This window comes from Marinobacter segnicrescens (genome assembly GCF_900111555.1).
Lineage (GTDB): Bacteria > Pseudomonadota > Gammaproteobacteria > Pseudomonadales > Oleiphilaceae > Marinobacter > Marinobacter segnicrescens.
In genome coordinates this window covers 87,065-111,637 of the sequence record NZ_FOHZ01000002.1, presented here as the reverse complement: position 1 = coordinate 111,637, position 24,573 = coordinate 87,065, and the positions used below count along the sequence as shown (strand labels likewise).

Genomic DNA, 24,573 nt, shown 5'->3' with positions numbered 1-24,573 from the left:
CCTGGTTAAGGTCGGGTTTCTTTTTGGTCATTTTTCCGCTCTGGCCTGCAGTTGTCACCGTCAAGTCGCTAGAATGGGCCCGGTTGTTGCCTGATACCGGGTGTCCCCCAGGGGCGCCCAGCACCTGATACCGCAGACCAACCAGGAGATTCCCTGTCATGGACCTGTCCTGCTTTAAAGCCTACGACCTGCGTGGCCGTGTGCCTGACCAGCTTAATCCGAACCTGGCCGAGCGTATCGGTCGTGCCTATGTTGAAACCACCGGCGCCCGCAAGGTGATTGTCGGTTACGACATTCGCCTGTCCAGTCCTGAAATCGCAGACGCACTAAGCTCCGGGCTGATGGCCGCCGGCGCGGACGTTTATGATATAGGGCTCTGCGGTACCGAGCATGTCTACTTCGCTACCAGCCACTTCGGCATGGACGGTGGCATTATGGTCACCGCCAGCCATAACCCCCGGGACCACAACGGCATGAAGATGGTGGGGCCGGAATCCCGACCCATCAGTTCTGACAATGGTCTCAACGATATCCGCGACCGGGTGCCGGAACCCTTCGAAGATGCTCCGAGGCAGGGCAAATATGAAACCCTGGAGGTGATGGCCCCCTATGTGGATCACCTGCTGGGTTACATCGATGCGGGCTCTCTCAAACCCCTGAAAATCGTGGTGAACGCCGGTAACGGCGGGGCCGGTCTGGTGATCGATGCCCTTGAGCAACACCTTCCCTTCGAGTTCATCAAGGTGCACCACGAGCCCGATGGGCACTTCCCCAACGGTGTGCCCAACCCGATCCTGCCAGAGAACCGCGCAGCCACCGCAGAGGCGGTGCTTGAACACAAGGCCGCTATGGGCATTGCGTGGGATGGTGACTTCGACCGGTGCTTTTTCTTTGACGAAACCGGTCGCTTCATTGAGGGCTACTACATTGTTGGCCTGCTGGCGGACCAGTTCCTGCGCAAGACCGGCGGTGGCAAGGTGATCCATGACCCGCGCCTGACCTGGAATACCCTGGACCTGGTGAAGGCTGCCGGCGGCGAGCCGGTGGAAAGCAAGACTGGTCATGCCTTTATCAAGCAACGGATGCGTGACGAAGACGCTGTATATGGTGGCGAGATGAGCGCCCACCATTACTTCCGGGACTTTGCCTACTGCGATAGCGGTATGATCCCCTGGCTGCTGGTGGCCGAGCGTCTGTGCCAGTCCGGTCAGCCCCTGTCCTCACTGATTGACGCGCGTATCGAGGCCTACCCGGCCAGCGGTGAGATCAACCGTACCATCGACAACCCGCCGAAAGTGATTCAGGCCATCGAGGAAATATACGGCGCCGGGGCGAAAGCCATTAACCATGTGGATGGCCTGAGCGTGGAATTTGATGACTGGCGCTTTAACCTGCGCATGTCCAACACTGAGCCCGTGGTGCGGCTGAATGTGGAGTCCCGGGCTGATCAGGCGTTGATGGAAGAGAAGACTGCCGAGTTGCTGAACGAGATGGACCGGCTCAACAGGGCCTGATGGCCAGGCAGGACTTATCCTGAAAGGGCGACCACCTGGTCGCCCTTTGCTTCGGATGGCTACAATACCCGGCCTTACAGCCAGTCGTTCAGCATAATGCCGATACCGATACGGTGCATGCGCTCGTTGTAGTCAATCAGGCTCTCACCGTAACCGTTATAGTATTGAACAAACCCCTTGAGCCGCTCTCCCATCGGAAAGCTGTATCCCAGTTCGACCGACGTGCGGTTGTCGTCTGAGCGCAGGTTGTTCATCAGTGTCGTGGAAATGACATGATCATCGTCCCACTTGTAGACGGCAATGTACTCCGCATACCCCAAATACTCGTGTATATCATCGTTATCATTGTCGCTGTCTTGTTCCGGCAGCCGGTACCAGGGGTTGACCATGAATAGCCACCGGTTGTAGGTGTAGGCAATACTCCCCTTGATCCGGTTCCAGCTTCGGGAGCGGGGTTCGGACTGACCGTTGGACTGGTGGTTAAAGCCGATAGCAACAGCGTTCAGTTCACCCGGACCCAGGTCCCACCCGAGCCGGTGACGCACAAAGAGTTCCGGTTCGTAATTGGTCTCGCGGAAGGGCGCGGACTCATCGGTATTGTATACCTGCCAGAAGGACTTCTGGGTATAACCGAACCAGAGGGTAGTACGGTCGTCCAGCATGCCGGTCAGCAAAGGGACTTTGAAGCTGATCTGGTACTTTGCCTCTTCGTCCTGGAGGTTGGTGTCGTAGTCACCCTCGCCCAGTCTGGGGCTGACGGGGTTCTGATTGGGGCTGTCCACATACGTGTAGGGAAGTATGTAGGTGGGGCGATAAGGAACGAAGCCGCCAATCAGGGTGCCGATCAGGCGCTCCTTGGCTTCGTACTCCTCGATTTCCTGCTCCATGGCCTGCTCGTCCGACTGCTGTGCGCCGGACTGTTCAACTTCCTCGCCAACCTCTTCAGCGAGCGCTTCCACTTCCTCCCGGGTAATCTCGTCGTCCGCCCCGCCATGTGCCTGTGCGGCACCCTGCAGGGGTATCAAAAGGCCAGCGCAAGCGATCAGGGTCAGTCGGTTCCATGGTCTCATAGACGGTCCTTTGATGGTGAACAGGGCATGATGGACGAATTGGTGTGACAACATCATTGCAGGGGCATTAACCGCTCCTCATCCCGGCAGGCTGTGCCAGGTCTGGGCAATGGCGTAGGCCCAGACACCCAGCAGGGTCAGCGCCAGCAGACCGAAAAGAACCCTTTGCCGACGGCTCTGGCCGGCCCCCGCAGCGGCGATCCACCGCAGATACATCAGCCCCAGGAAAGACAGGAATACAACCAGGCTGGCTGCGGCGGGAATCAGCAGCCAGGCAGCGTTAAGCTCATTCCCATCGCTGACCTGGCCAAGCATCGCCATGGACCCGACCAGCACGGCCAGCGCAATGAATTCAGCCGCCAGCAGCGGCTTGCGCCAGGGGTGGGGGTTCTGTGAAGGCTTTCCGGTCATCGCTTCCTCGGCCGGTTGGTGAAACAGGATCTGCCCTATCTTAGCGGTTTGTTGGTTTTTTTGCCCGGCTCCACCCGCTATAATGCGCCCACATACAATTGGGGAGCCTGCCGATCCGTCACCACCCCTGGCTCCCGGAATGCTCTGATGAGAGGTGCATTGTGAAAATGATGAAAGTCCTGGCGGCCGCACTGGTTGCATTCGGTCTGACGGCGGCAAGCGCTGTTGCAAGTGTTGAAGATCAGATCCGTGAGCGTATTGCCCCGGTTGGCAAGGTCTGCCTGCAGGGTGAGGACTGCGGTTCGGCTGCGGCAGCTCCGGCGACAGCGTCCAGTGACGGCCCTCGCGCAGGCGACGAGGTTTATAATGCCGCCTGTACCGCGTGCCATGCTACCGGCGCGGCGGGTGCTCCGATCGTGGGTGATGCGGGTGCCTGGGGCCCCCGCATTGACAAGGGCATGGAGACCCTGATCGACCACGCGATTAACGGCTTCCAGGGCATGCCGCCGAAAGGTGGGTGTGGCAGCTGCTCCGATGAGGAAATCCAGGCCGCCGTCCAACATATGGTCGACGCTTCTCAGTGATGCGTCCGGGCCGGTCCGCTGATTGCGGGCTGGCCCTGGCTTTATATCCGCGTCTACGCGCCCTCAGCTCCCCAGGTCTCCCAGTAGTGCGCTGAGGGTGGCCTTGCCCTTCTGCTGATTGGCTTCCTGGTCCAGGTCCCCGGTTCCCTCCCACTTCACATCGCCCTCAGGCAATTCGTCCAGGAATCGGCTGGGTATGGTCTCCAGCTTCTCACCATACTGCCGGCGTTGCGCTGCAAAGGTCAGGGTCAGGGTTTCCCGGGCCCGGGTTATGCCCACGTACATCAGTCGCCGCTCTTCCTCGATATTACCTTCTTCTATGCTGGAGCGGTGCGGCAGGATTTCTTCCTCCAGGCCCATGATGAACACGTGCGGGAACTCCAGGCCCTTTGACGCATGCAGGGTCAGCAGCTGCACCTTGTCGCTGTCGTCCTCTTCTTCCTGCTGTTCCATCAGGTCCCTGAGGATGAGGCGGCTGATGGCGTCCTCGATGCTGGTCTCGTTGGCGGTGCCCTTGTCGTCATCGAGCATGCGCTGAATGGAGTCGATCAGGTACCAGATGTTCTCCATGCGCCGCTCCGCCTGCTTGGGGCTGCTGGCGTGCTGGTGCAGCCACTCCTCATATTCGATGTCGGTGAACAGCTGCTTGAGTACCGGCACCGGATCTTCCTCGTAGAGGCGCCGGCATGTGCCTTCCACCCAGTGACGGAAACGGCGTAGCCGGTCCAGGCCCTTTTCGGTGACATGGGCTTCCACCCCCATTTCGTCCAGGGCCCGGTGCATGCTGATGTCCCGGGCGCGGGAGTAGTGACTTAACTGTTCCAGCGTACGGGGGCCAATTTCGCGCCGGGGCACGTTGACCACACGCAGAAAGGCCGCATCGTCATCCGGGTTGATCAGCAGGCGCAGGTAGGCCATTGCATCCCGTATCTCGTTTTTCGAGAAAAACGACTGGCCACCGGAGATGCGGTAGGGAATCTGGAAGGCCTGCAGTTTCATTTCCAGTAGCCGGGCCTGGTGGTTCCCCCGGTAGAGCACGGCAAAGTCCCGGAACTGCAGGCCCTTCTTGAGCTTCTGGTCAATGATCTCTGATGCTATCCGGTGGGACTCGGCATCCTCGTTGCGGCAACGCACAATGCGTAGCTCATCACCGATGGTGTGGTCGCTCCACAGGGCCTTCTCGAACACGTGGGGATTGTTGGCGATCACTTCATTGGCACAGCGCAGGATGCGCGCGGTGGACCGGTAGTTCTGTTCCAGCTTGACGATCTTCAGGCTCGGGAAATCCTCTTTCAGCTGCACCAGGTTCTCTGGTCGGGCGCCCCGCCAGGCATAGATCGACTGGTCATCATCCCCCACCACGGTAAACGCTGCCCGTTCCGCCACCAGCAGTTTGACCAGTTCGTACTGGCAGAGGTTGGTGTCCTGGTATTCGTCCACCAGCATGTAGCGGATTTTGCGGCGCCACTTGGCAAGGGCTTCCGGTACGGTCCGGAATAACTGCACCGGCAGCAGGATCAGGTCATCAAAGTCCACGGCATTGTAGGCCTTGAGGTACTGCTGGTAGCGCTTGTAGATCAGCGCAATACGCTGCTCCCGCTCGTCGACGGCCCGGCTCCAGGCGTCCTCCGGACCCTTCATGTCATTCTTCCAGGCGGATATGGTGTGCTGGATATCCGACAATTCGTCACCGGCGTCGGCGCTCGCTTCCCGCAGCATCAGGTCCTGCAGCAGGGCCTTGGCGTCTTCTGCGTCGAAGATGGAGAAGCCGGGATGGTAGCCCAGGTGCGCCAGCTCCTCACGGATGATATGCATGCCCAGGTTGTGGAAGGTGGAGACCGTCAGGCCCCGGGTCAGCTTGCGATCCACCAGCTTGCCGACGCGTTCCTTCATCTCCCGGGCGGCCTTGTTGGTAAAGGTCACTGCCGCAATATGTCGCCCCGGGATTCCCGCCTGCTCAATCAGGTAGGCGATCTTGCGGGTGATCACGCTGGTTTTGCCGCTACCAGCCCCCGCGAGCACCAGCAGGGGGCCGTCGATGTAATGCACGGCTTCGCGTTGACGGGGGTTAAGTTGTGACACAGTTCACCTGACGCAGGATTCAGCGAAAAGGAGCATTCTACCTGAGACCAAATTCTGTATCTTCTTTGGCTATCAGCTATCTTGTAGGGTGATCACTTGAATCCGTCGCAAGCTCAGGGTGTCACCGTCGCAAGGTGACATTCCTTCCGGGCGTCTCACAGGCGGGGTCACCTTCCGGCAGTAATACTGCCCGGCCTGTTATGGCCGGGATAAAAAGGGCATCTGAACCAAAATGCAGTCCGACAACCTGCGTATCCTGGTCCTTACCGGGGAACAAACTGATTTTCTGCGTTACGGAGCCATGCTCCATGGCCACGGTGACTTTGTTTCCGAGCTGACCTGGTGCCCTGATCCCGACGACGTCGGTGACTTGCTGATTCACGCTCACTTTGACGTCCTGTTATGGGAGCCGACTTTCCATGCCGGCTCAGAAGGTGGTTTCCTGCAATACCTGGCGGTGGCCGGTAACGAAAAGCCGGTGATTGCCATCGGTGGCGGGCTGGAGGACGAGGTTACAGAGGGCCTGCTCGCCGGTGGCGCGGCAGACTACCTTTGCAAAGGTCGCCTGGATCGCTGGTCAATGGCCAGGGCCGTTCGTTGTGTCTGGTTCCGCCAGCAACTGGAAGACAGCGCCGGCGGTCAATTGGGCCGGGAGGTGGCCAGTGGCTTTATCAACCGCAACCTGTTCTTTGATCGCCTGCAGCAGGCGATTCTGCGGGCCGAGCGGGGCGACCATCGGCTGGCCCTGATTCACATCAACCTGGATGACTTTCGGACGGTTAACGAGTCGCTGGGTTACCGTCAGGGGGACGAACTGGTACTCCGCCTGGCCGAGCGCCTGCGCCAGGTGATGCGCCGGGTGGACTCGCTGATGCGCATCGGTGGGGACGAACTGGCCGTCATTGCCGAGAACGTGGACGACTCCCTGGACCTGTCCCAGATCGTCCGCAAGCTGGTTACCGCCCTGAACGACCCGGTTACGGTGGCTGGTAACCGGGTGGGTATCACGGCCAGTCTCGGTGTGGCCACGTTCCCGGAAGCCGGTGATACCCCGGAAACCCTGTTGCGCCGTGCCAACCGGGCCATGTTCGAAGCCAAGCGGGACTCCGGCACCAGCTATCGCTTCTACAACCGTCAGTTGCACATTTCCGCCGGTCACCAGCTCAAGCTGGAAGGGGACCTGCGCAATGCGCTGCGTTCCGGCGAGCTGGAACTCTATTACCAGCCCCGTATCGACCTGATTACCGGCGAGGTGAGGGGCGTGGAATGCCTGATTCGCTGGAACCATCCCACCCGGGGGCTGGTCATGCCCGATGAATTCATACCCGCTGCTGAACGCAGTGGCCTGATCGTGCCCATTGGTTACTGGGTGATCGAGCAGGCCTGTGCCCGGCTGCAGGAGTCGGCCGACCTGGGTTTTCCGGGCCTGGTGTTTGCCGTCAATCTGTCGTTCCGGCAGTTCCATGATCGCAAGATGACGGAAACCATCTTCCGCATCATCTTCAATGCCAACGTTGATACCAGCCTGCTGGAACTGGAGCTCACCGAAACGGCCATGATGCACGACCCGGACTACGCCCAGCGCTGCCTGCGGGAGCTGAGTCAGCTGGGTATCAGCTTTGCCCTGGATGACTTTGGCACCGGGTATTCCTCCCTGACCAACCTGCAACACCTGCCTATCTCGCTGGTCAAAATCGACAAATCCTTCGTCCAGGCCCTGGGTGAAAGCGGTGACTCGGAGCATATTATCCGCGCCATTATCAGCCTGGCTCACAGCCTGCAGATGAGCGTGGTGGCAGAAGGCGTGGAAACCGAGGGCCAGCTCGCGTTCCTGCGTGACCAGCATTGTGACGAGGTCCAGGGTTACTACTACGCACGCCCCATGCCCTGGCCCGCACTGCTGGATTTCCTGCAGGACCGTAATCGCCTGGCTTGCCTGCCGGAGTAAGGCCCTGTACCTTTTGCGGTCTGATTTAACGGTCTGACCAAATACAGTGACGAATGGTCCGCTATCGTGCGGGCAGGATTCTCCCCTCTCAGGTAACACAGCATGATCAGTATTCCCGGCCGCATTGCCGAAGAACTCGGTGTACGCGAACAACAGGTCAACGCCACCATTGCCCTGCTTGATGAAGGCGCTACCGTGCCCTTCATCGCCCGCTACCGGAAAGAAGTCACCGGTGCCCTGGACGACAGCCAGTTGCGGACCCTGGAAGAGCGGCTGCGCTACCTGCGGGAGCTGGAAGAGCGGCGTGAGACCATCCTCAAGAGTATCGAGGAGCAGGGCAAGCTGACGGACGAACTCCGCGCCGCCGTCGACGAGGCCGACACCAAGAACCGCCTGGAAGACCTGTACCTCCCCTACAAGCCCAAGCGCCGCACCAAGGCCCAGATTGCCCGCGAGGCCGGACTTGAGCCGCTGGCTGACAGCCTGTATGACAACCCGGGCCAGGATCCTGAAGCCCTCGCCGCCGGCTACCTCAACTCCGAAGCGGGTGTTGAAGACGTTAAAGCTGCCCTTGAAGGTGCGCGAAATATCCTGATGGAACGCTTTGCCGAGGATGCGGAGCTGTTGGGTCGCCTGCGGGACTACCTGTGGAGCGAGGGGCAGTTGAAGGTTACGGTCATTGAAGGAAAAGAGAACGAGGGCGCCAAGTTCCGGGACTACTTCGATCACCAGGAGCCCCTGAAAAAGATGCCCTCCCACCGGGCGCTGGCGATACTGCGGGGTCGCAACGAAGGCATTCTCACATACGCCATTACGGTGGAGGGTGAGAGTGAAGACCGTCGTGTGCCGCACCCGGCAGAAGCGAAGATTGCCGCCCACTGGAACATTCGTGACCAGGGCCGCCCCGCGGATCGCTGGCTGGCGGACGTGGTGCGGTGGACCTGGCGGGTCAAGCTGTCTACCCAGCTGGAGACCGACCTCATGGCACAGGTGCGTGAAGCGGCCGAAGCGGAGGCGATTCAGGTATTTGCCAATAATCTCAAGGACCTGCTCCTGCTGGCTCCGGCCGGTCCCCGGCCGACCCTCGGCCTGGACCCGGGCCTGCGCACCGGGGTGAAAGTCGCCATTATTGACGGAACCGGTGAGGTGGCCGGGTATGGCGCCATCTATCCCCACGCCCCGAAAAATCAGTGGGACCAGTCCATAGAACAGCTGGCGAAGTGGTGCCGGGAGCACAGGATCGAACTGGTGGCTATCGGCAACGGCACCGCGTCCCGGGAGACCGAGAAGCTGGTAGCGGAGCTGTGCAAGCGGTACCCCGAGTTCAAGCTTAACCGCATTGTTGTGAGCGAGTCCGGTGCGTCCATTTACTCAGCGTCTGAGTTCGCCTCGCGGGAACTGCCGGACCTGGACGTTACCATCCGTGGTGCCGTTTCTATCGCCCGCCGCCTGCAGGATCCGCTGGCCGAGCTGGTCAAGATCGAGCCCAAGTCCATCGGTGTTGGCCAGTATCAGCACGATGTCTCCCAGGTGCAGCTTGCCCGTAGCCTGGATGCGGTAGTTGAGGACTGTGTAAACGGCGTTGGCGTCGACCTCAACACCGCTTCGGCTCCCCTGTTGGCGCGGGTGTCTGGTCTTAACCCCGGAACCGCCGAGAACATTATTGAATTCCGCAGCCGCAATGGTGGTTTCCGCAGCCGCCGGCAGTTGCTGGAAGTGCCGAGGCTGGGGCCGAAGACCTTTGAACAGGCCGCTGGCTTCCTGCGGATCAGTCAGGGAGAGAACCCCCTGGACCGTTCCGCCGTACATCCCGAGGCCTACGGTGTGGTGGAAGCCATCGCGAAGAAAAGCGGTCGCAAGGTGGCGGACCTGATTGGTGATGTCAGTTTCCTGCGGAGCCTGAACCCGGAAGAGTATGTGACCGATCAGTTCGGGGTTCCCACCATCCGGGATATCATTGCCGAGCTGGAAAAACCGGGGCGGGACCCCCGGCCAGAGTTCCGTTTCGCCAGCTTCCAGGAAGGGGTGGAAACACTCAATGACCTGAAGCCGGGGATGACCCTGGAAGGGACGGTGACCAACGTCACCAACTTCGGGGCGTTCGTGGATATCGGTGTGCACCAGGATGGCCTGGTTCATATCTCTGCCCTGTCCCATGAGTTCGTCAAGGACCCCCGTGAGGTGGTCAAGGCCGGCGATATCGTCAAGGTCAAGGTCATGGAAGTGGACATTCCCCGCAAGCGTATTGGCCTGTCCATGCGACTGGATGACAAGCCCGGTGAGGGCAATCGGCCGGAACGGGGGCAGGGCGATCGCCACAAGTCCGCCAAGGCTCGCCAGGCTTCCGGTGCTGGGCGGCGTGGTAGTAGCCAGCCGCAACAACCCCAGGGCGCCATGGCCGGTGCCCTGGCCGAGGCACTGGCCTCAGCCCGCAAGGGCAAGCGTTAATCCAATGGTGGTGGGCGGCGTCGTAGTGGCCTGCCCATGCTAAAGTTGTCCGCAGCGGCAAGGTTTCCGCTCGCCGGGTGATCATAGGAGTCAAACATGGGTGCATCGCGCCACGGGTTGTTCTCACAGCTCAATGCCAGCGACTGGGACGGGTTCCTCAAAGGGGCCGAGAAAGAGGGGCTGCGGGTTGACCGCAACGGGTTCATCGCGCAGACCCCGCATCCGAAGGCATTGGGCTCGGCGCTGACCCATCCGCGCATTACCACCGATTACTCGGAATCCCTGCTGGAGCTGATCACCCCGGTATGCCGCAGCACCGAGGAAATGCTGGCCTCCCTGCGGGATATCCACTGGTTCGTGCACCAGCACCTGGAAGACGAGGTGCTCTGGTCCGCCAGCATGCCCTGTGAGCTGGATGGAGACCCGAGCATTCCGATTGCGGAATACGGCAGTTCGCACATTGGTCAGCTCAAGCATGTGTACCGTCAGGGCTTGGCCGTGCGCTATGGCCGCATGATGCAGAGCATCGCCGGCGCCCATTACAACCTGTCGCTGCCGGACAGTTTCTGGCAGAAATGGCAGCAGTTGCTGGGCGACGGGCAGTCGCTGCAGGATTTCAAATCCGACCAGTATTTCTGGCTGATCCGTAACTTCCGCCGTCGTAGCTGGCTGCTGATGCTGCTGTTCGGCGCCTCGCCCGCGCTGGATGCCAGCTTTGTTCGTGGCGTCAATCATCAGCTTGCCCCCTTCAGTGACGACACCTTCTATGGTCGCAATGCCACCTCCCTGCGCATGGGGGATCTGGGCTATCACAACAACGCCCAGTCGTCCCTGAACATCTGCTTCAACGAGCTGAAGACCTACACGGAAACCCTCGACCGGGCGATTCATACGACCTGGCCTCCCTATGAGGAAATCGGCACCCGTCGTGGTGACCAGTTCATCCAGATCAATACCAGCATCCTCCAGATCGAGAACGAGTATTACAGTGCGGTGCGGCCGAAGCGGACCACCGAGCGGGGCGAGAAGCCCATCCAGGCGCTGGATCGTCGCGGCGTGGAGTACATCGAGGTGCGCTGCCTGGACCTGGACCCATTCTCCCCGCTGGGCCTGAATGCACCGCAGGTGGATTTCCTGGACCTGTTCCTGCTGGGTTGCCTGCTGCAGGACAGTCCGCGGATCGGCGATGCCGAGTGTGACCGTTTGGATGACAACTACAAGGATGTTGTGAACGAGGGGCGTGATCCCCGGCTCCAGCTGACCCGGTGCGATCGCACCGTTGCCCTCAGCGATGCCTCCCGGGAAGCCCTGGATGAGCTGGATGGCCTGGCGGAACAGCTGGACCAGTGGCAGGGCGGTAACCGCTACCGGGAGGCCCTGGCTGTACAGCGGCAGAAACTGGACGACCCCTCATTGCTGCCCTCAGCCCGGGTACTCGCCGCCATGAAAGAAACCGGCCGCGGTCACCGGGAGTGGACGCTTGAGTTGTCGCGAGAGCATCAGCTCAGCCTGCAGGAGGCGGTGCCTGATGAGCAGGTCCGTGCCGACTTCGAGCGCATGACACGGGAGTCACTTGACGAGCAGGCGGCTATGGAAAAGGCCGACAGCGGCACGTTTGGAGAATTCCTCGAGAACTATCTGGCCAGCTGAGGGTCACAGGCCGGCAAGTACCCCTGGTCCCGGTCAGCCGGCCCGATTGGCTGGCCGGGACTTACCGTTGTATGACGAAACTGCTGAACAGCACATCGACGATCTGTTCACCGGTCTGTTGATCCTCCAGAACCTGGTTCAGGCGGGCAAGGGCGTGCTCCCGGACAGCCTGCTGGCCTTCCACGGAGGACAGGGTTTCCAGATCCGTCTGTTCGCCAAAAAGCATGACCAGTTCATGGCGGAGGCGGGGCATGTGCGTTTCAATGGCGGCCCGGGCAGTTTCTGAATTGACCCGCAGGGAAACATCGGCCTTCAGATACTTGAGGCGCTCTGATGGCTCCCCTACATGGGTGACGAAAGAGGGCTTCATCTCCACGTACTCGGTAAAGGTCGGGGTGTCGTCACTGGCTTCTTCGGTCTCCGGCTCGTCCTGCGCCGCTGTGACAAGGGGCAGGCTAACGGCCAGAACGAGGCTGAGCCAGAAGGCAAGGTATCGATTCATCATCGGTTTTCTTGGTTCACATTAGGGAATGGTCTGGTTCGCAGAATAGCAGGACCCGGTGGCGGATGCAGCCATTGCGGGCCAGGTGCCGCCAGGCCACAAAAGAAGGTTTTTCGACAGATGCGCAGACTGGTTTTTCTCTTTGCTTTCCTGGTGCCTGCTGGTTTGCTGGCAGTGGCATTCTATATGGAATATGTCATGGGGCTGGAGCCCTGTCCCCTGTGCTGGCTGCAGCGGTTTGCCTTTATGGGAGTGGCTGCGGTCGGCCTGCTGGCCGTGTTACATAACCCGGGCAACATTGGTGGCCGCATCTACGGCTTCCTGCTGGCATTGACTGCCGGTATCGGGGTAGGCCTGGCTGGCCGCCAGTTGTGGTTGCAGAGCTTGCCGGAGGACCAGGTGCCGGCCTGCGGCACCTCCGTTGACTATATGCTGGAAGTATTCCCGCTGATGGAAGTGCTGGCCATGGCGGTCAAGGGCACTGGTGATTGTGCCAAGGTGGTGTGGACCTTCCTGGGCCTGAGCATTCCTGGCTGGACTGCGGTGTTCTTCACGCTGATTATACTGGCGGGGCTGGCGGTTCTGACCGGCCTGGTCCGTTCCCCTGCGCGCCGCTCCCTGAGCTGAGTTTCCCCGGCCGCCTTGCGGCCCCGGGAATGCGGTAGCTTTGGTGCTTGCCGGCCCGCTCGCAATTAGGGTAACTTGGTCCTCAACGCTGTCTGCGACAAACCTGATCCGCCCGGGAGGGACCATGTTAGAGAATTGCCGTACCGCGAAGGAACGCTGGGGAGGCGTGCACCAGCTCATAGATCGTTGGTTGAAGGAGCGCCAGGAATTGCTGGTGCACTATTGCGACCTTTCGGATACCGCCCGGGACACCGCGTCAGAGAACCTTGGCAAGAAGCTGGAGCGGTTGTGCCAGATTCTGGTCGATTACACGTCAGCCGGCCATTTTGAAATCTACGAGCAGCTGATCCAGGAGGCCCGAGAGTTCGATGACGGCGGTATTGAACTGGCCGGGCGCATCTACCCGCGCATCAGCGAAACGACCGAAGTGGTACTGGACTTCAACGAGCGCATTGACGGCAAGCGGCCGGCGGAGTCAGAGATGGACGACCTGATGGCAGAGCTGTCGCGCCTGGGCGAGGCCCTGGAGACCCGGTTCGAGCTGGAGGACTTCCTGATCGAGCATCTGCACAACGTGCATGCGGACAAGGTGCCATCATCAGCGTAAATCACGACCAGTGAAAACAGAGAGGGCGGCTCCGCGGAGCCGCCCTCTCTGTTTTCAGGTGCTGACCGACGGATTAATCTTCCGGGTTCACTTCCAGCAGTTCCACATCGAACACCAGGGTCTCGTTGGGGCCGATGCTCATGTTGCCACCGGGGCCGTAGGCCAGGTCGGACGGAATGTAGAGCTTGAACCGGCTGCCCTCGTTCATCAGTTGCAGGCCTTCGGTCCAGCCATCAATGACCTGGTTCAGACGGAAGGTTACGGGCTCGCCCCTTTCACGGGAGCTGTCAAAAACCTCGCCAGAGAGCAGTTCGCCGGTGTAGTGGACCTTCACTTCATCTTCCGGCCCTGGTTTCTCGCCGTCACCTTCTTCCAGTACTTCGTACTGCAGTCCGGATTCGGTGGTGGTTACCTCGTCACGCTCGGCATTTTCTGCCAGGAACTGTTCGCCAGCTTCCCGGTTTTCGGTGGCAGCCTGTTCCATTTCCTGCTGCTGCCGGGCCTGCATCTCCTGCTGGTAGGCCAGCATGGCATCCTGGATTTCCTGCCGACTGAGGCGGGCAGAGTCATCATCGGCGTGGCCGTGGCGGAACCCTTCAATAAACTGTTCCAGTTCCAGCTCCGGCAGGTCGTTTTTCATGCGTTCGGCAAACACCATACCCATGCCATAACTGACTTTTTCGCTGTTGGTTTCCAGCGGCGCCTGGGTGACTTCCGGCGTCTGGGTGCCGGCGGTGCAACCGGCGAGTACGCCGGCAACGGAAAGGGCAATCAGCGTTTTCTTCATGGTCATTCCTGTCACGATAATGTGTTGTTAGCGGTTAAAGGCCAACGGTAACTGCTTTGACGGCCTGATACCACTGACAGAGTCGTAATTCCTGCAGCCGGGCTTAGCTACCGGTTTGGGGGAATCGGGGTTCCAGTGCGAAGGGAGCAGAGTAGGGAGCCTCAAGGTCCTCCCCCATGGGCCCCGGATTCATCGGTTCCCGGGTCGGGGTGGCTTGCCCGGGCTCAATGGCCAGGGTATTCCAGTTGCCGGTTTCAGGGGGTTGGTCGGCATAATGCCAGCTGCCGTCAGCGTCCTGCCACTTGAATACAATTTCGGGGCCGGGTGGGGTTACCGGCGCCGGTACCAGGGCCTCGAAGGAAGGTATGGTTGTGGACTCCGGTGTTTGTTCGGGGTCACTGGTGGGGTTATCCGGTGCTTTAACGCCAAAAATCAGCAGCGCTACCAGTAAGCCAAGGGCAGGGAAGGCCAGGCGGATCAGCCAGCGGGTCATGGCGCAACGGCTCCGTTGGCGCGACGACCACCGGAAGCTGACGGCGCGGAAATCCGGTTGATGAGCTGTGCCAGATGTCTGATCATAGGCTCCGTTTTTGCGTTGAGGCTGCTGCCAGTGTCAGGCGCTGCGCGACGGAGGTTCTGCTCCGCCAGTCTGGTTGTTGCTGGCATGGGGCCGGCGGTGGCCGATTTGCCAAGGGCAAGCCAGGCCCGGTACAGCTCGATGCGTTCGGCCTCCAGTTCGGCCTTCGCCAGGGTTTCCCGAAGTGGCGCAAGCAGGTTATCGGATTTATCCAGGGATTTCTTAAGGGATCGTACGGATTCCGTCACCGTGCCCCGCCATTGCAGGAGGTCCTCAGGTTCGTCGCCAGCATAGTCACGACCTTCGCTGGCAAGCCAGCCGGCGCACAGCAGCCGGGTGACCGACCAGCCCTGCTGCTGAAGGCCCAGGCACAGTTCACTTGCCTCTGGCTGTTGCCAGAGGGCGAGTGAAAAACGCCATAGCGGCGTGTTCGTATCGGGCGTTTGGCCTGGTTCCTGCTCTTGCATCCGTCGTCCGTTACCGGTACCCGGCTCATTCACGAATTTTACCCCGGGAGCGTTATAATCCCGCAATGATTACGATAACCAATCTCAGTTTACAACGGGGTGGCGTCTGGTTGCTAGATTCCACCAGCGTGACCATCCAGCCAGGTCAACGGGTGGCCATTGTCGGTGCCAACGGCGCGGGCAAGTCCAGCCTGTTCCAGCTGCTGCTGGGCCAGCTGTCCGCGGAACAGGGCACTGTCAGCCTGCCCGGTGGCTGTCGCATTGCCCATATGGCACAGGAAGTAGAAGCGTCGGGGCGCAGCGCCCGGGAGTTTGTACTTGATGGTGATACTCGCCTGCGGGAGCTGGAAGCGGCGCTGGCAAAGGCAGAGGCCGACGGCGACGACCACGCCATGGCTCATATCCATGGCGAACTGGATGTCCATGAGGCCTGGTCTGCTCCTCGCAGGGCAGAGGCGCTGATCCGTGGGCTGGGATTTGCTGAAGGTGATGCGGACCGGCCGGTATCCTCCTTCTCCGGTGGTTGGCGTATCCGGCTGAACCTGGCCCAGGCCCTGATGAAGCCTTCGGACCTGTTGCTGCTGGACGAACCCACCAACCACCTGGACCTGGATGCCTGCCTGTGGCTGGAGAACTGGCTCTCGCGCTACCCGGGTACGTTACTGTTCATCTCCCACGATCGGGATTTCATGGACCGGGTTGCCACTCATATCATTCATTTCGACCGCAAGAAACTGGTGCAGTACACCGGCAACTACTCAGCGTTCGAGCATCAGCGAAGCGAGCGGCTGGCCCAGCAGCAAGCCAACTACGAGAAGCAGCAGGCCCGGGTTGCCGAGATCCAGCGCTTTATCGACCGCTTCAAGGCCAAGGCCACCAAGGCCCGCCAGGCTCAGAGCCGGGTCAAGGCGCTGGAGCGTATGGAGCAGATTGCGCCGGCCCATATTGATTCACCGTTCAGCTTCATCTTCCCGGTAGCGGACAAGGTATCCAACCCGCTGCTGTCGATCCGCAACGGCAAGGCCGGTCATGGCGACACCGTAGTCTTGTCAGGGCTGAACGTCACACTGCTGCCGGGTAGTCGCATCGGCCTGCTGGGCCCAAATGGTGCTGGTAAATCGACGCTGATGGATGCCCTGCGGGGTGAAGCCACCTTGCTGGCGGGAGAGCGCACCACCGGTGAGCACCTCGCCATTGGTTATTTCGCCCAGCATCAGCTGGAATCCCTGGACCTGGATGCCAGCCCATTCCTGCACCTTCAGCGGCTGTCACCGAAGGCTTCGGAACAAAGCATCCGCAACTTCCTGGGAGGCTTCGATTTCCATGGTGATGAAGCCCTCTCGCCCATCCGTTCGTTCTCTGGAGGCGAAAAGGCCCGGGTAGCACTGGCAGTGATTGCCTGGCAGAAGCCCAACCTGCTGCTGCTAGACGAGCCCACCAACCACCTGGACCTGGAGATGCGCCAGGCCCTGACCATGGCCCTGCAGAACTTTGACGGCGCCATGGTGGTGGTTTCCCACGACCGGCACCTGTTGCGCAATACCGTCGATGAATTCTGGCTGGTCAGCGACGGCGCAGTCGCGCCCTACGAGGGCGACCTGGAGGATTACGAACGCTGGCTGGCGGATCGGCGCAGGGATGACGAGGAACCTCCGCGCCGGGATAGCCAGGCCACCGTTGCCAGCCAGGCCACGGGACTGACGGCAGAACAGCGCAAGGCACAGAAACGGGAGCAGGCAGAACTGCGCAAACAGCTGAGCCCCTGGAAGAAGCAGCTGGCCCAGGCCGAGAAAGCCATGGAAGCGGCCCAGGCGAAACTGGCAGAGCTGGAAGAAGCACTCTCGGATGCGTCCCTTTACGAGGCTGCCAACAAGGACCGTCTCAAGGCCCTGCTGGCAGACCAGGCCAGCGTACGTGCCACCCTGGAAGAAGCGGAAGCGACCTGGCTGGAGACCGGTGAGAAGCTGGAAGAGCTGGAGGCGCAGCTGGAAACCTGAGCCTCCCTCGCTGCCCGGTCCGCAAGGGCACGGAGGTAGATTGCTAGCGGGTCTGGATCTCCAGCGAGAAATCCTGTCTCGCCAGGAACTCCTTTTCGTTCTCCAGGTCTGCCAGGGTCAGCGGCCGCTGGCTGAGCCAGTCTTCGTCAAACGTCAGTTGCAGGCGCCGGTTGGAGGCCCTGGCCGTGAGTGTTGGCGGTGACTCGTAATTGCGGGCATGTTGCAGCAGCACACCCAGCCTCAGCAGCACGCAAAGGCGCTTGAGGCGCTGGGCGTCGGCAGGCTCGAACCCTTCAAAGATGGACGGCGTAAACTTGCGTCGATGGCCCCGTACCAGCGTGGCCAGTTCCTGCTGGAACTGCTGGGTAAAACCCGGCAGGTCTGAATAGCGCAGCAGGTAGGCGCCGTGCTTGTGGTACTGGCTGTGGGCAATGGTCAGGCCGATCTCGTGCAGCCGGCTGGCCCACCGCAACAGCTCCTCATCGCCAAGCGTATTGATGTTCCAGTCCCTGCAGACGCACCGCCACAGGGCGATGGAGGAGGCTTCCACCGCCTCGCCATGGCGCTGGTCCAGGTGATAGCGTTCCTGTAGTGCCGTAATGGTGCGCTCGCGGACATCCTCGTGCTGGATGCGTCCCAGAATGTCATACAGCAGCCCCTCCCGCAGGGCACCATCGGCGTAAGTCATCTGTTCAATGCCGAGGGATTCGAAGGCCGCCAGCAGAATGGCAAAGCCGGCCGGGAAAATGCTCTGGCGGTCGGTACGCACCCCCAGGTCTGCCAGGCGCCGTACATTGCCCATATCGATCAGGCGGCGGCGCAGCTCCCGCATACTTCTGAGGTCAATGGAGCCATCGGTGATGCGCAGGCTGGCCAGTACATTGGCCACGGCCTTGATGGAGCCGGACGATCCCACCGCACTGTGCCAGCCCAGCTCCCGGTAACGGGAACGGATATTGAGCAGTTCCTGGGAGGCGTGGGTGACGGCCTGGTCCATCAACCGTCGGCTGATCTTGCCATCAGGGAAATAACGATTCCGGAATGACACGCAACCCATGTGCAGACTTTCCAGTGCCTGGGTCTCGAAACGTTCGCCAATGATGAACTCGGTGCTGCCACCACCAATATCCACCACCAGGCGTCGACCGGTGTCGTCCGACAGGGTATGGGAGACGCCAAGGTAGATCAGGCGGGCCTCTTCCCGGCCGGCAATGATCTCTACGGGGTAGCCAAGCACTTCCTCGGCGCGGGCGATGAACTCCTGGGTGTTGCGAGCGACACGCAGGGCATTGGTGCCCACAATCTGGACGGCTTCCGGGGGCATACCGCTGATGCGCTGGGCAAAGCGGCTGAGGCAGGCAAGGGCCCGTTGCTGGGCTTCTTCGGTGAGCTTGTTGTCCGCGTCCAGGCCAGCCCCCAGTTGAACTTTCTCCCCCATCTTCTCCAGGGTCCGGATTTCCCCGTGAACCTGGCGGGCCACTACCATGTGAAAGCTGTTGGAGCCCATATCAATGGCCGCAAGTAACTCGGGCGGGTTGGCATTATCTGAAGCCGTCACGTGTCTTGAAATCCTCTTGCCAGCCTTTATAGTGAGGCGCCTGCGCCGCTGCCGGTACTATAAGCGAATTGGACAAAGCCTGTCAGTACCGGATACACCTCGCAATAGCGGAGACTACTGCCTGCCGGGCGCTTCACAGGTGGAAGCCAAATCGCGTAAAGTAACGTATAGTCGCTTTGTCAAAAGCCACCCCATTTTGTTCGCGGCGGTGATCACACCGTCAAAGATCCAGCTCACCGGACGCCAGCTCCCGCAAGGGTTTTCGGCCTCCCGTGACAGAAGCAGGAAACAGCAATGAGCGGAAATATCGTAAACGTAACCGACGATTCCTTTGAGCAGGACGTACTGAACTCTGACACCCCTGTACTGGTGGATTACTGGGCAGAGTGGTGCGGACCGTGCAAGATGATTGCCCCGGTCCTGGAGGAAATTGCCGAGGAATACGAAGGCAAGCTCAAGGTCTGCAAGCTGAACATCGACGAAAACGAACAGACCCCGCCCAAGTTCAACATCCGCGGCATTCCCACCCTGATGCTGTTCAAGAACGGCAACGTGGATGCCACCAAGGTGGGCGCGCTGTCCAAGTCGCAGCTGGCTGCCTTCCTGGACAGCAACCTCTAAGCGGTTAATGTCCAAAGCCGCCCCTGAACCTGGTCAGCAAACACAAGCCAGGGTCACGGGCGGTTTTTTATTGCCATGACCAGCGACCGGCCTCCCGTTATCATCGGCCTGCTTCTCGCAGGCGGCAAAGGCACCCGCATGGGCGGCCAGGATAAAGGCATGCTCAACTGGCAGGGGCAGCCGATGGCAAGGTGGGTCTACAAGGCCCTGAGTGCCGTTGCGCCCGAAGTATTCATCAGCGCCAACCGCTCCCTGAACGACTACAAACAGCTGGCCCCTGGCCACGTTCTCCCGGATCCTGAAAACTTCCATTATCAGGGCCCCCTGGCCGGCCTGCTGACCGGCCTTAAAGCCGCTGCTCGTGAAGGCGCCAGCGCAGTCCTCGTCTGCCCCTGTGACACCCCCGGTATCACCCCGGCCACCCTCGACGCCCTGGTAACCGCCTGGGAGGCGCAGCCTGAACGCCCGGTAATCGCCGAAAGTGAGGGCAGGACACACCCCCTGCATGGGGTCTATCCCGTCAGCCTTATGGTTTCTCTCCAGCAGTGGCTGGAATCCGGTAACCGACGGGTCATGGGATTTGCAGAATCGGTTGGTGCAGTGGTCGTGGCCTGTCCGGAAGCAGGCGAGGTTTTCAGTAACCGGAATAAACCAGCTGATCTGCTGTAGTTTTTTTGATGCCGAAAAACGGAGTTTGAATCGGTATCTGGGTGGGGGAGTCTTTCTGCAGGAAAAAGGTGTCTGAGCGAAGCGAGTTCTTTTTCCGGAAGAAAGACTCCCCCGCCCGGGTACCAGCCACCTCACAACCAAGCCACCCGACGATCCAGGCCCCAGGCTATGAGGTCACTCCTCCCAGCGCCCACCAACCGCTAGATCCGAATCTTTCTGCTCCACCCAATGCTCCCCGGTCTCCGTCAGCTCCTTCTTCCAGAAAGGCGCACTGGTCTTGAGCACGTCCATCAGAAACTGGCAGGCCGCAAAGGCATCCCCCCGATGGGCACTGGCCACCCCGACAAACACGATCTGGTCTGAAAGCCGCAAGGTACCCACCCGATGAATCACCGTCACCCGGCGAATATCCCACCGCTCCCGGGCCTGCCGTATCAGGTCACGGATCACTTGCTCCGTCATGCCGGGGTAATGCTCCAGGTACAACCCGGTAACACCCTGCAGGTCACCACTGTCTCGCACCAGCCCGGTAAAGGTGGCAATGGCCCCGGTACCGGAGCCACTGTTCCTCAGGCTGTTGTACTCGATAGCGGGATCGAAATCAGCTTCCTGGATGCGCACCTCTTCCATAACTAGCCCCCGGTCACCGGCGGGAAAAAGGCCACTTCATCCCCGGGGTTTACCGGAGTGGCAGGCCTGGCCATAGCCTGGTTGACTGCAATCATCACCGGCTGGTCGCCGGTCAGTTGCGCCCAGGGACCGCCCCGGTTCGATAGCTGCGCCAACACGTCGCCGGCGGTCTGACCGGTCTCGCACGGCAGGGTTTCCTGGTCCGTACCCAGTTCTTCCCGCAGACGGGCGAAAAAACGAACGGTCAGGGTCTGGTTACTCATGGTCGTTATCCAAGCAATTCACTGAAAGCGTAGTAGAGAACACGGTCGCCTGCCGCCAGGGTTGTATCCTCCGGCACCACCGCCAGGCCGTCCCCCCAGCAGGCGGAACTCAGCACGCCGGAGCTCTGGTTCGGGTAGGCGGCAATTTCGATCAGGTCACCGTTGGCCTGCTTGCGGGCCCGCAGGAACTCCCGCCGGACTGAAGGCTTGTCCACCGAAAACGCCGCGGGCAGGTATTCGCCCAGCACATGATAGCGGCGGTTGCCCTGACAGTGACGGATATAGGGCAGGCCGGCCACCAGGAAAGTGACTAACACTGCAGCCGGGTTGCCGGGCAGGCCCAGAACCGGGGTGCCGTCCAGGAAACCGAAGGCCAGCGGTTTGCCGGGTTTGATGGCCAGTCGCCAGAGGGAAAGCTCACCACTTTCTTCCAGCACGACCCGTACATGGTCTTCCTCGCCGACGGAGACGCCACCGCTGGTAATGATGAGATCCGCCTCGGCTGCCGCGCCAAGAAGTGCCGATCGGGTATTCTCCCGGTTGTCCCTGAGGGTTTCGCAGCGAACAATATCGCAACCCACTGCCTGCAGCAGCCCCGTCAGGGTATAACGGTTGGTGTTGTAGATCTGGCCGGCCTGCAACGGCTGGCCAGGGTCCACCAGCTCGTCGCCGGTGGAAAAGACGGCCACCCGCAGCGGCTGCAACACCTCGACAGAACCAATGCCCATAGAGCCGAGCAGGCCCATTTCCTGGGGCCGAATGGGTGTGCCCGCTGAAAGGGCAATCGCTCCGCTGCGCAGGTCCTGCCCCTGGCGCCGGATGTTCTGGCCTTCCTCAACCGCTGCCATGATGGCGATGCCACCATCCCGCGGTTCGGTTCGCTCCTGCATCACCACCGCATCGGCCCCGGCCGGAATCTCTGAACCGGTGAAAATACGTACGGCAGTGCCAGGCTCCAGGGTACCCGGCGCCTGTCCGGCCGCAACCCTGGCCGACACGGGCAGGGGTGCCCCGGAAGCGGTATCCGCCATCCGCACGGCGTAGCCATCCACGGCGCTGTTGTCTGCGGGTGGTACGTCTGCCGGTACCCGGATATCCTCTGCCAGGATGCGACCGAGGGTCCGCTCCAGGGGGAGGGTTTCTGTTCGATCAATCACCTGCGCCCCGGACAGCAGGTGTTCCAGGGCATCGTCCAGTGAGGTCAGGTTCTGTCCGCCCATCACGCCTGCGCCTTGTCGCCGACCACTTCGTCCAGCCGATGCACCGGACGGTCCGGTTTGCGTTGCACCAGCGCGGCGAAGTTACAGGGGCCATGGCGGCTGTCCAACTGGGTGCTGAGAATGCCCTCCCAGCCGGTACGGCAGGCGCCGGTAGAGCCGGGCAGGCAGAAGATCACGGTATGGTTGGCAAGCCCGCCAAACGCCCGGGACTGGATAGTGGAGGTGCCGATGTCCAGCTGCGACAGCCGGCGGAACTCTTCGCCAAAGCCATCGATGATCTTGTCCAGGAGCGGGCCGACGGCTTCCGGTGTGCTGTCCCGCTCGTGGAAGCCGGTTCCGCCGGTGATGATAATGCCGTGGATTGCCGGGTCAGCAATCCAGCGAGACATCAATGCCCGCACCAGGTATACGTCATCGGGCAGGATGCGGCGGGCAGCCAGCTGATGGCCGGTGGCCAGCAACTGGTCTTCAAGGTATTGCCCGGAGGTGTCCTGATCCGGCCCGCGGGTGTCAGAAACGGTCAACAGGGCGATGTTCAGCGGCACCAGTTCACCGGTGGGTTTGCTGCTCATGTCAATCTCCGCAGTGGTCATCAGATGTATGGGGTCCAGTATCCGCATTGGCCACGGTCATTGGAAGGGAATACCCCAACCGGTATAGGTACTGTCCCGGCCAAAGGGAGGCAGGGCGCAAAAACCGGTGCAAAATTGGGCAGTAACACTTGACAGAGGCGCAGTGGGTAGTCGATTATCCTGTTTGCCTGGCGAACGGTTGTTCTCCCTGTCCCTGGCCTCTGTACTTTTCCGGACTCCATCACTACCGGTTGCTCCATCTGGCCAGCACCAATTTTTTACTGTTTATCTGATCAACCTGTTCAGGGGCATCCCTGTCATATCAACGATCGCTTACTTCCATTCCTGATAATCCAACAAACTATGAATCTTACTGAACTCAAGCAGAAGTCTGTGCCCGAATTGCTCGACATCGCGCAGGAAATGGGCCTGGAAAACCTCGCCCGTTCGCGCAAGCAGGATGTCATCTTCACCATTCTGAAGAAGCACGCCAAGAGCGGCGAAGACATCTACGGTGATGGCGTACTGGAGATTCTGCAGGACGGCTTCGGCTTCCTCCGTTCCGCCGACGCCTCCTACCTGGCCGGGCCTGATGATATCTATGTCTCTCCCAGCCAGATCCGTCGTTTCAACCTGCGTACCGGCGACACGGTCTCCGGCAAGATCCGGCCACCAAAGGACGGTGAGCGCTATTTTGCGCTGCTCAAGGTCAACGAGATCAACTTTGACAAGCCGGACAACGCCCGCAACAAGATTCTGTTTGAGAACCTGACGCCGCTGTTCCCGAACGAGCGCCTGGTGCTCGAGACTGGTAACGGCAGTACAGAGGATCTGTCTTCCCGGGTGCTGGACCTGGTGGCGCCCATTGGCAAGGGCCAGCGCGGCCTCATCGTCTCCCCGCCCAAGGCTGGTAAGACCCTGTTGATGCAGGGCATCGCCCAGGCAATCACCCGTAACAACCCCGAGTGCCATGTGATGGTGCTGCTCATCGATGAGCGTCCGGAGGAAGTGACGGAGATGCAGCGCACCGTGCGTGGCGAAGTCATCGCGTCCACCTTTGACGAGCCGCCGGCCCGTCACGTCCAGGTGGCGGAGATGGTGATCGAGAAGGCCAAGCGCCTGGTGGAGCACAAGAAGGATGTGGTCATCCTGCTGGACTCCATTACCCGGCTGGCACGGGCCTACAACACGGTTATCCCGTCGTCAGGCAAGGTTCTCACCGGTGGTGTGGACGCCCACGCCCTGGAAAAACCCAAGCGTTTCTTCGGTGCGGCCCGTAATGTGGAAGAGGGCGGCAGCCTGACCATCCTGGCAACGGCCCTGGTGGATACCGGCTCCAAGATGGACGAGGTTATCTACGAGGAGTTCAAGGGTACCGGTAACATGGAGATACACCTGGACCGCAAGATTGCGGAAAAGCGTGTCTATCCGGCCATGAATATCCGGCGCTCCGGTACTCGCCGCGAGGACCTGCTGATGACTGAGGCGGACATCCAGCGGGTCTGGATTCTGCGCAAGTTGCTGCACTCCATGGACGATGATACCGCGGCCATCGAATTCCTGCTGGACAAGCTCAGGGATACGAAGACCAACGACGAGTTCTTCCAGTCCATGAAGCGTCGTTGATCGGACTAAACCAGCTGGCCCTCAGGCGCGTAAACCTGTGTCTGAGGCCAGCATCGAGGGACCCCTTCCCGGACGCGCCATGAATACCTCCCTGTAGGCTCGTGTTGCCGTCCCTGGCAACACTTAACGGTCCGGGAAGGGGC

At 60.7% G+C, this 24,573-nt stretch carries 23 protein-coding genes; 11 read left to right on the top strand and 12 right to left on the bottom strand.

What is annotated here, in order from left to right; all coding sequences use genetic code 11:
- Positions 1–158: 158 nt before the first annotated feature.
- Positions 159–1,514, top strand: a complete 1,356-nt coding sequence (locus BM036_RS03240; protein ID WP_091848797.1) for a phosphohexomutase domain-containing protein — start codon at positions 159–161, stop codon at positions 1,512–1,514.
- 74 nt (positions 1,515–1,588) lie between these two features.
- On the opposite strand, the gene BM036_RS03235 is transcribed toward BM036_RS03240, so the two are convergent.
- Together BM036_RS03235 and BM036_RS03230 are read right to left on the bottom strand one after the other, a co-directional pair.
- Positions 1,589–2,584, bottom strand: coding sequence for a phospholipase A (locus BM036_RS03235; protein ID WP_245742441.1), 996 nt, complete (start codon positions 2,582–2,584; stop codon positions 1,589–1,591).
- Positions 2,585–2,662: 78 nt separating this feature from the next.
- A complete protein-coding gene (locus BM036_RS03230) occupies positions 2,663–2,995 on the bottom strand; it encodes a hypothetical protein (RefSeq protein ID WP_091848795.1) in 333 nt (110 codons plus the stop codon).
- Between the two features lie 167 nt (positions 2,996–3,162).
- Here BM036_RS03230 and BM036_RS03225 point away from each other — a divergent pair, with 167 nt between their 5' ends.
- The gene (locus BM036_RS03225; protein WP_091848794.1) at positions 3,163–3,579 is read left to right on the top strand and encodes a c-type cytochrome; all 417 of its coding nucleotides are present in this window, start codon (positions 3,163–3,165) and stop codon (positions 3,577–3,579) included.
- Positions 3,580–3,642: 63 nt separating this feature from the next.
- Here BM036_RS03225 and rep read toward each other — a convergent pair whose 3' ends face one another.
- A complete protein-coding gene (gene rep / locus BM036_RS03220) occupies positions 3,643–5,661 on the bottom strand; it encodes a DNA helicase Rep (RefSeq protein ID WP_091848793.1) in 2,019 nt (672 codons plus the stop codon).
- A 232-nt stretch (positions 5,662–5,893) separates the two neighbouring features.
- On the opposite strand from rep, the gene BM036_RS03215 reads away from it, so the two are divergent.
- The 3 genes from BM036_RS03215 to gshA all read left to right on the top strand — a co-directional run bounded on the left by BM036_RS03215 (position 5,894) and on the right by gshA (position 11,707).
- Positions 5,894–7,609, top strand: coding sequence for a putative bifunctional diguanylate cyclase/phosphodiesterase (locus tag BM036_RS03215; protein ID WP_091848792.1), 1,716 nt, complete (start codon positions 5,894–5,896; stop codon positions 7,607–7,609).
- A 102-nt stretch (positions 7,610–7,711) separates the two neighbouring features.
- Positions 7,712–10,057: a Tex family protein gene (locus tag BM036_RS03210; protein ID WP_091848791.1), complete on the top strand. Its 2,346-nt coding sequence runs from the start codon at positions 7,712–7,714 to the stop codon at positions 10,055–10,057.
- Positions 10,058–10,153: 96 nt separating this feature from the next.
- Positions 10,154–11,707: a glutamate--cysteine ligase gene (gene gshA, locus BM036_RS03205; protein WP_091848790.1), complete on the top strand. Its 1,554-nt coding sequence runs from the start codon at positions 10,154–10,156 to the stop codon at positions 11,705–11,707.
- A gap of 61 nt (positions 11,708–11,768) precedes the next feature.
- Here the strand turns inward: gshA and BM036_RS03200 are convergent, their stop codons facing one another.
- Positions 11,769–12,212: a flagellar basal body-associated FliL family protein gene (locus tag BM036_RS03200; RefSeq protein ID WP_091848789.1), complete on the bottom strand. Its 444-nt coding sequence runs from the start codon at positions 12,210–12,212 to the stop codon at positions 11,769–11,771.
- A gap of 117 nt (positions 12,213–12,329) precedes the next feature.
- Here BM036_RS03200 and BM036_RS03195 point away from each other — a divergent pair, with 117 nt between their 5' ends.
- On the top strand, positions 12,330–12,836 hold the full coding sequence (locus BM036_RS03195) for a disulfide bond formation protein B (RefSeq protein WP_091848788.1): 507 nt from the start codon (positions 12,330–12,332) through the stop codon (positions 12,834–12,836).
- 124 nt (positions 12,837–12,960) lie between these two features.
- Positions 12,961–13,443 carry a sigma D regulator gene (gene rsd / locus BM036_RS03190; protein WP_091848787.1) on the top strand — a complete coding sequence of 161 codons (483 nt, stop codon included), beginning with the start codon at positions 12,961–12,963 and terminating at the stop codon, positions 13,441–13,443.
- A 73-nt stretch (positions 13,444–13,516) separates the two neighbouring features.
- Here rsd and bamJ read toward each other — a convergent pair whose 3' ends face one another.
- From bamJ to BM036_RS03175, 3 genes are all read right to left on the bottom strand, one after another.
- Positions 13,517–14,230 (bottom strand): BamJ family beta-barrel-assembly machinery protein, encoded by a 714-nt coding sequence (bamJ, locus tag BM036_RS03185; RefSeq protein WP_091848786.1) that lies wholly within the window; start codon positions 14,228–14,230, stop codon positions 13,517–13,519.
- A gap of 103 nt (positions 14,231–14,333) precedes the next feature.
- On the bottom strand, positions 14,334–14,723 hold the full coding sequence (locus tag BM036_RS03180) for a DUF4124 domain-containing protein (protein ID WP_091848785.1): 390 nt from the start codon (positions 14,721–14,723) through the stop codon (positions 14,334–14,336).
- Positions 14,720–15,274, bottom strand: coding sequence for a DUF2390 domain-containing protein (locus BM036_RS03175; protein ID WP_091848784.1), 555 nt, complete (start codon positions 15,272–15,274; stop codon positions 14,720–14,722). The genes BM036_RS03180 and BM036_RS03175 overlap by 4 nt, the downstream gene beginning before the upstream one ends.
- A gap of 65 nt (positions 15,275–15,339) precedes the next feature.
- Here BM036_RS03175 and BM036_RS03170 point away from each other — a divergent pair, with 65 nt between their 5' ends.
- Positions 15,340–17,271: an ATP-binding cassette domain-containing protein gene (locus BM036_RS03170; RefSeq protein WP_091848783.1), complete on the top strand. Its 1,932-nt coding sequence runs from the start codon at positions 15,340–15,342 to the stop codon at positions 17,269–17,271.
- Between the two features lie 43 nt (positions 17,272–17,314).
- Here the strand turns inward: BM036_RS03170 and ppx are convergent, their stop codons facing one another.
- Positions 17,315–18,829 (bottom strand): exopolyphosphatase, encoded by a 1,515-nt coding sequence (gene ppx, locus BM036_RS03165; protein ID WP_281247005.1) that lies wholly within the window; start codon positions 18,827–18,829, stop codon positions 17,315–17,317.
- Between the two features lie 294 nt (positions 18,830–19,123).
- Here ppx and trxA point away from each other — a divergent pair, with 294 nt between their 5' ends.
- Together trxA and mobA are read left to right on the top strand one after the other, a co-directional pair.
- Complete coding sequence (gene trxA / locus BM036_RS03160; RefSeq protein WP_091848782.1) at positions 19,124–19,450, top strand: thioredoxin TrxA; 327 nt, start codon at positions 19,124–19,126, stop codon at positions 19,448–19,450.
- A gap of 75 nt (positions 19,451–19,525) precedes the next feature.
- Entirely contained in the window at positions 19,526–20,119 is a 594-nt protein-coding gene (gene mobA, locus BM036_RS03155) for a molybdenum cofactor guanylyltransferase MobA (protein WP_091848781.1), read from the top strand.
- 174 nt (positions 20,120–20,293) lie between these two features.
- On the opposite strand, the gene BM036_RS03150 is transcribed toward mobA, so the two are convergent.
- Genes BM036_RS03150 through moaB form a run of 4 tightly spaced genes read right to left on the bottom strand, consistent with a single transcriptional unit; the run spans position 20,294 to position 22,804 of the window.
- On the bottom strand, positions 20,294–20,749 hold the full coding sequence (locus BM036_RS03150; protein WP_091848780.1) for a molybdenum cofactor biosynthesis protein MoaE: 456 nt from the start codon (positions 20,747–20,749) through the stop codon (positions 20,294–20,296).
- 2 nt (positions 20,750–20,751) lie between these two features.
- Positions 20,752–21,012 carry a molybdopterin converting factor subunit 1 gene (gene moaD, locus BM036_RS03145; RefSeq protein WP_091848779.1) on the bottom strand — a complete coding sequence of 87 codons (261 nt, stop codon included), beginning with the start codon at positions 21,010–21,012 and terminating at the stop codon, positions 20,752–20,754.
- Between the two features lie 5 nt (positions 21,013–21,017).
- The gene (locus tag BM036_RS03140) at positions 21,018–22,232 is read right to left on the bottom strand and encodes a molybdopterin molybdotransferase MoeA (RefSeq protein WP_091848778.1); all 1,215 of its coding nucleotides are present in this window, start codon (positions 22,230–22,232) and stop codon (positions 21,018–21,020) included.
- Positions 22,232–22,804: a molybdenum cofactor biosynthesis protein B gene (moaB, locus tag BM036_RS03135; RefSeq protein ID WP_091848976.1), complete on the bottom strand. Its 573-nt coding sequence runs from the start codon at positions 22,802–22,804 to the stop codon at positions 22,232–22,234. The genes BM036_RS03140 and moaB overlap by 1 nt, the downstream gene beginning before the upstream one ends.
- Before the next feature lie 363 nt (positions 22,805–23,167).
- Between moaB and rho the strand changes: the two genes are divergently transcribed.
- Positions 23,168–24,430 (top strand): transcription termination factor Rho, encoded by a 1,263-nt coding sequence (gene rho / locus BM036_RS03130; protein ID WP_091848777.1) that lies wholly within the window; start codon positions 23,168–23,170, stop codon positions 24,428–24,430.
- Positions 24,431–24,573: the final 143 nt, after the last annotated feature.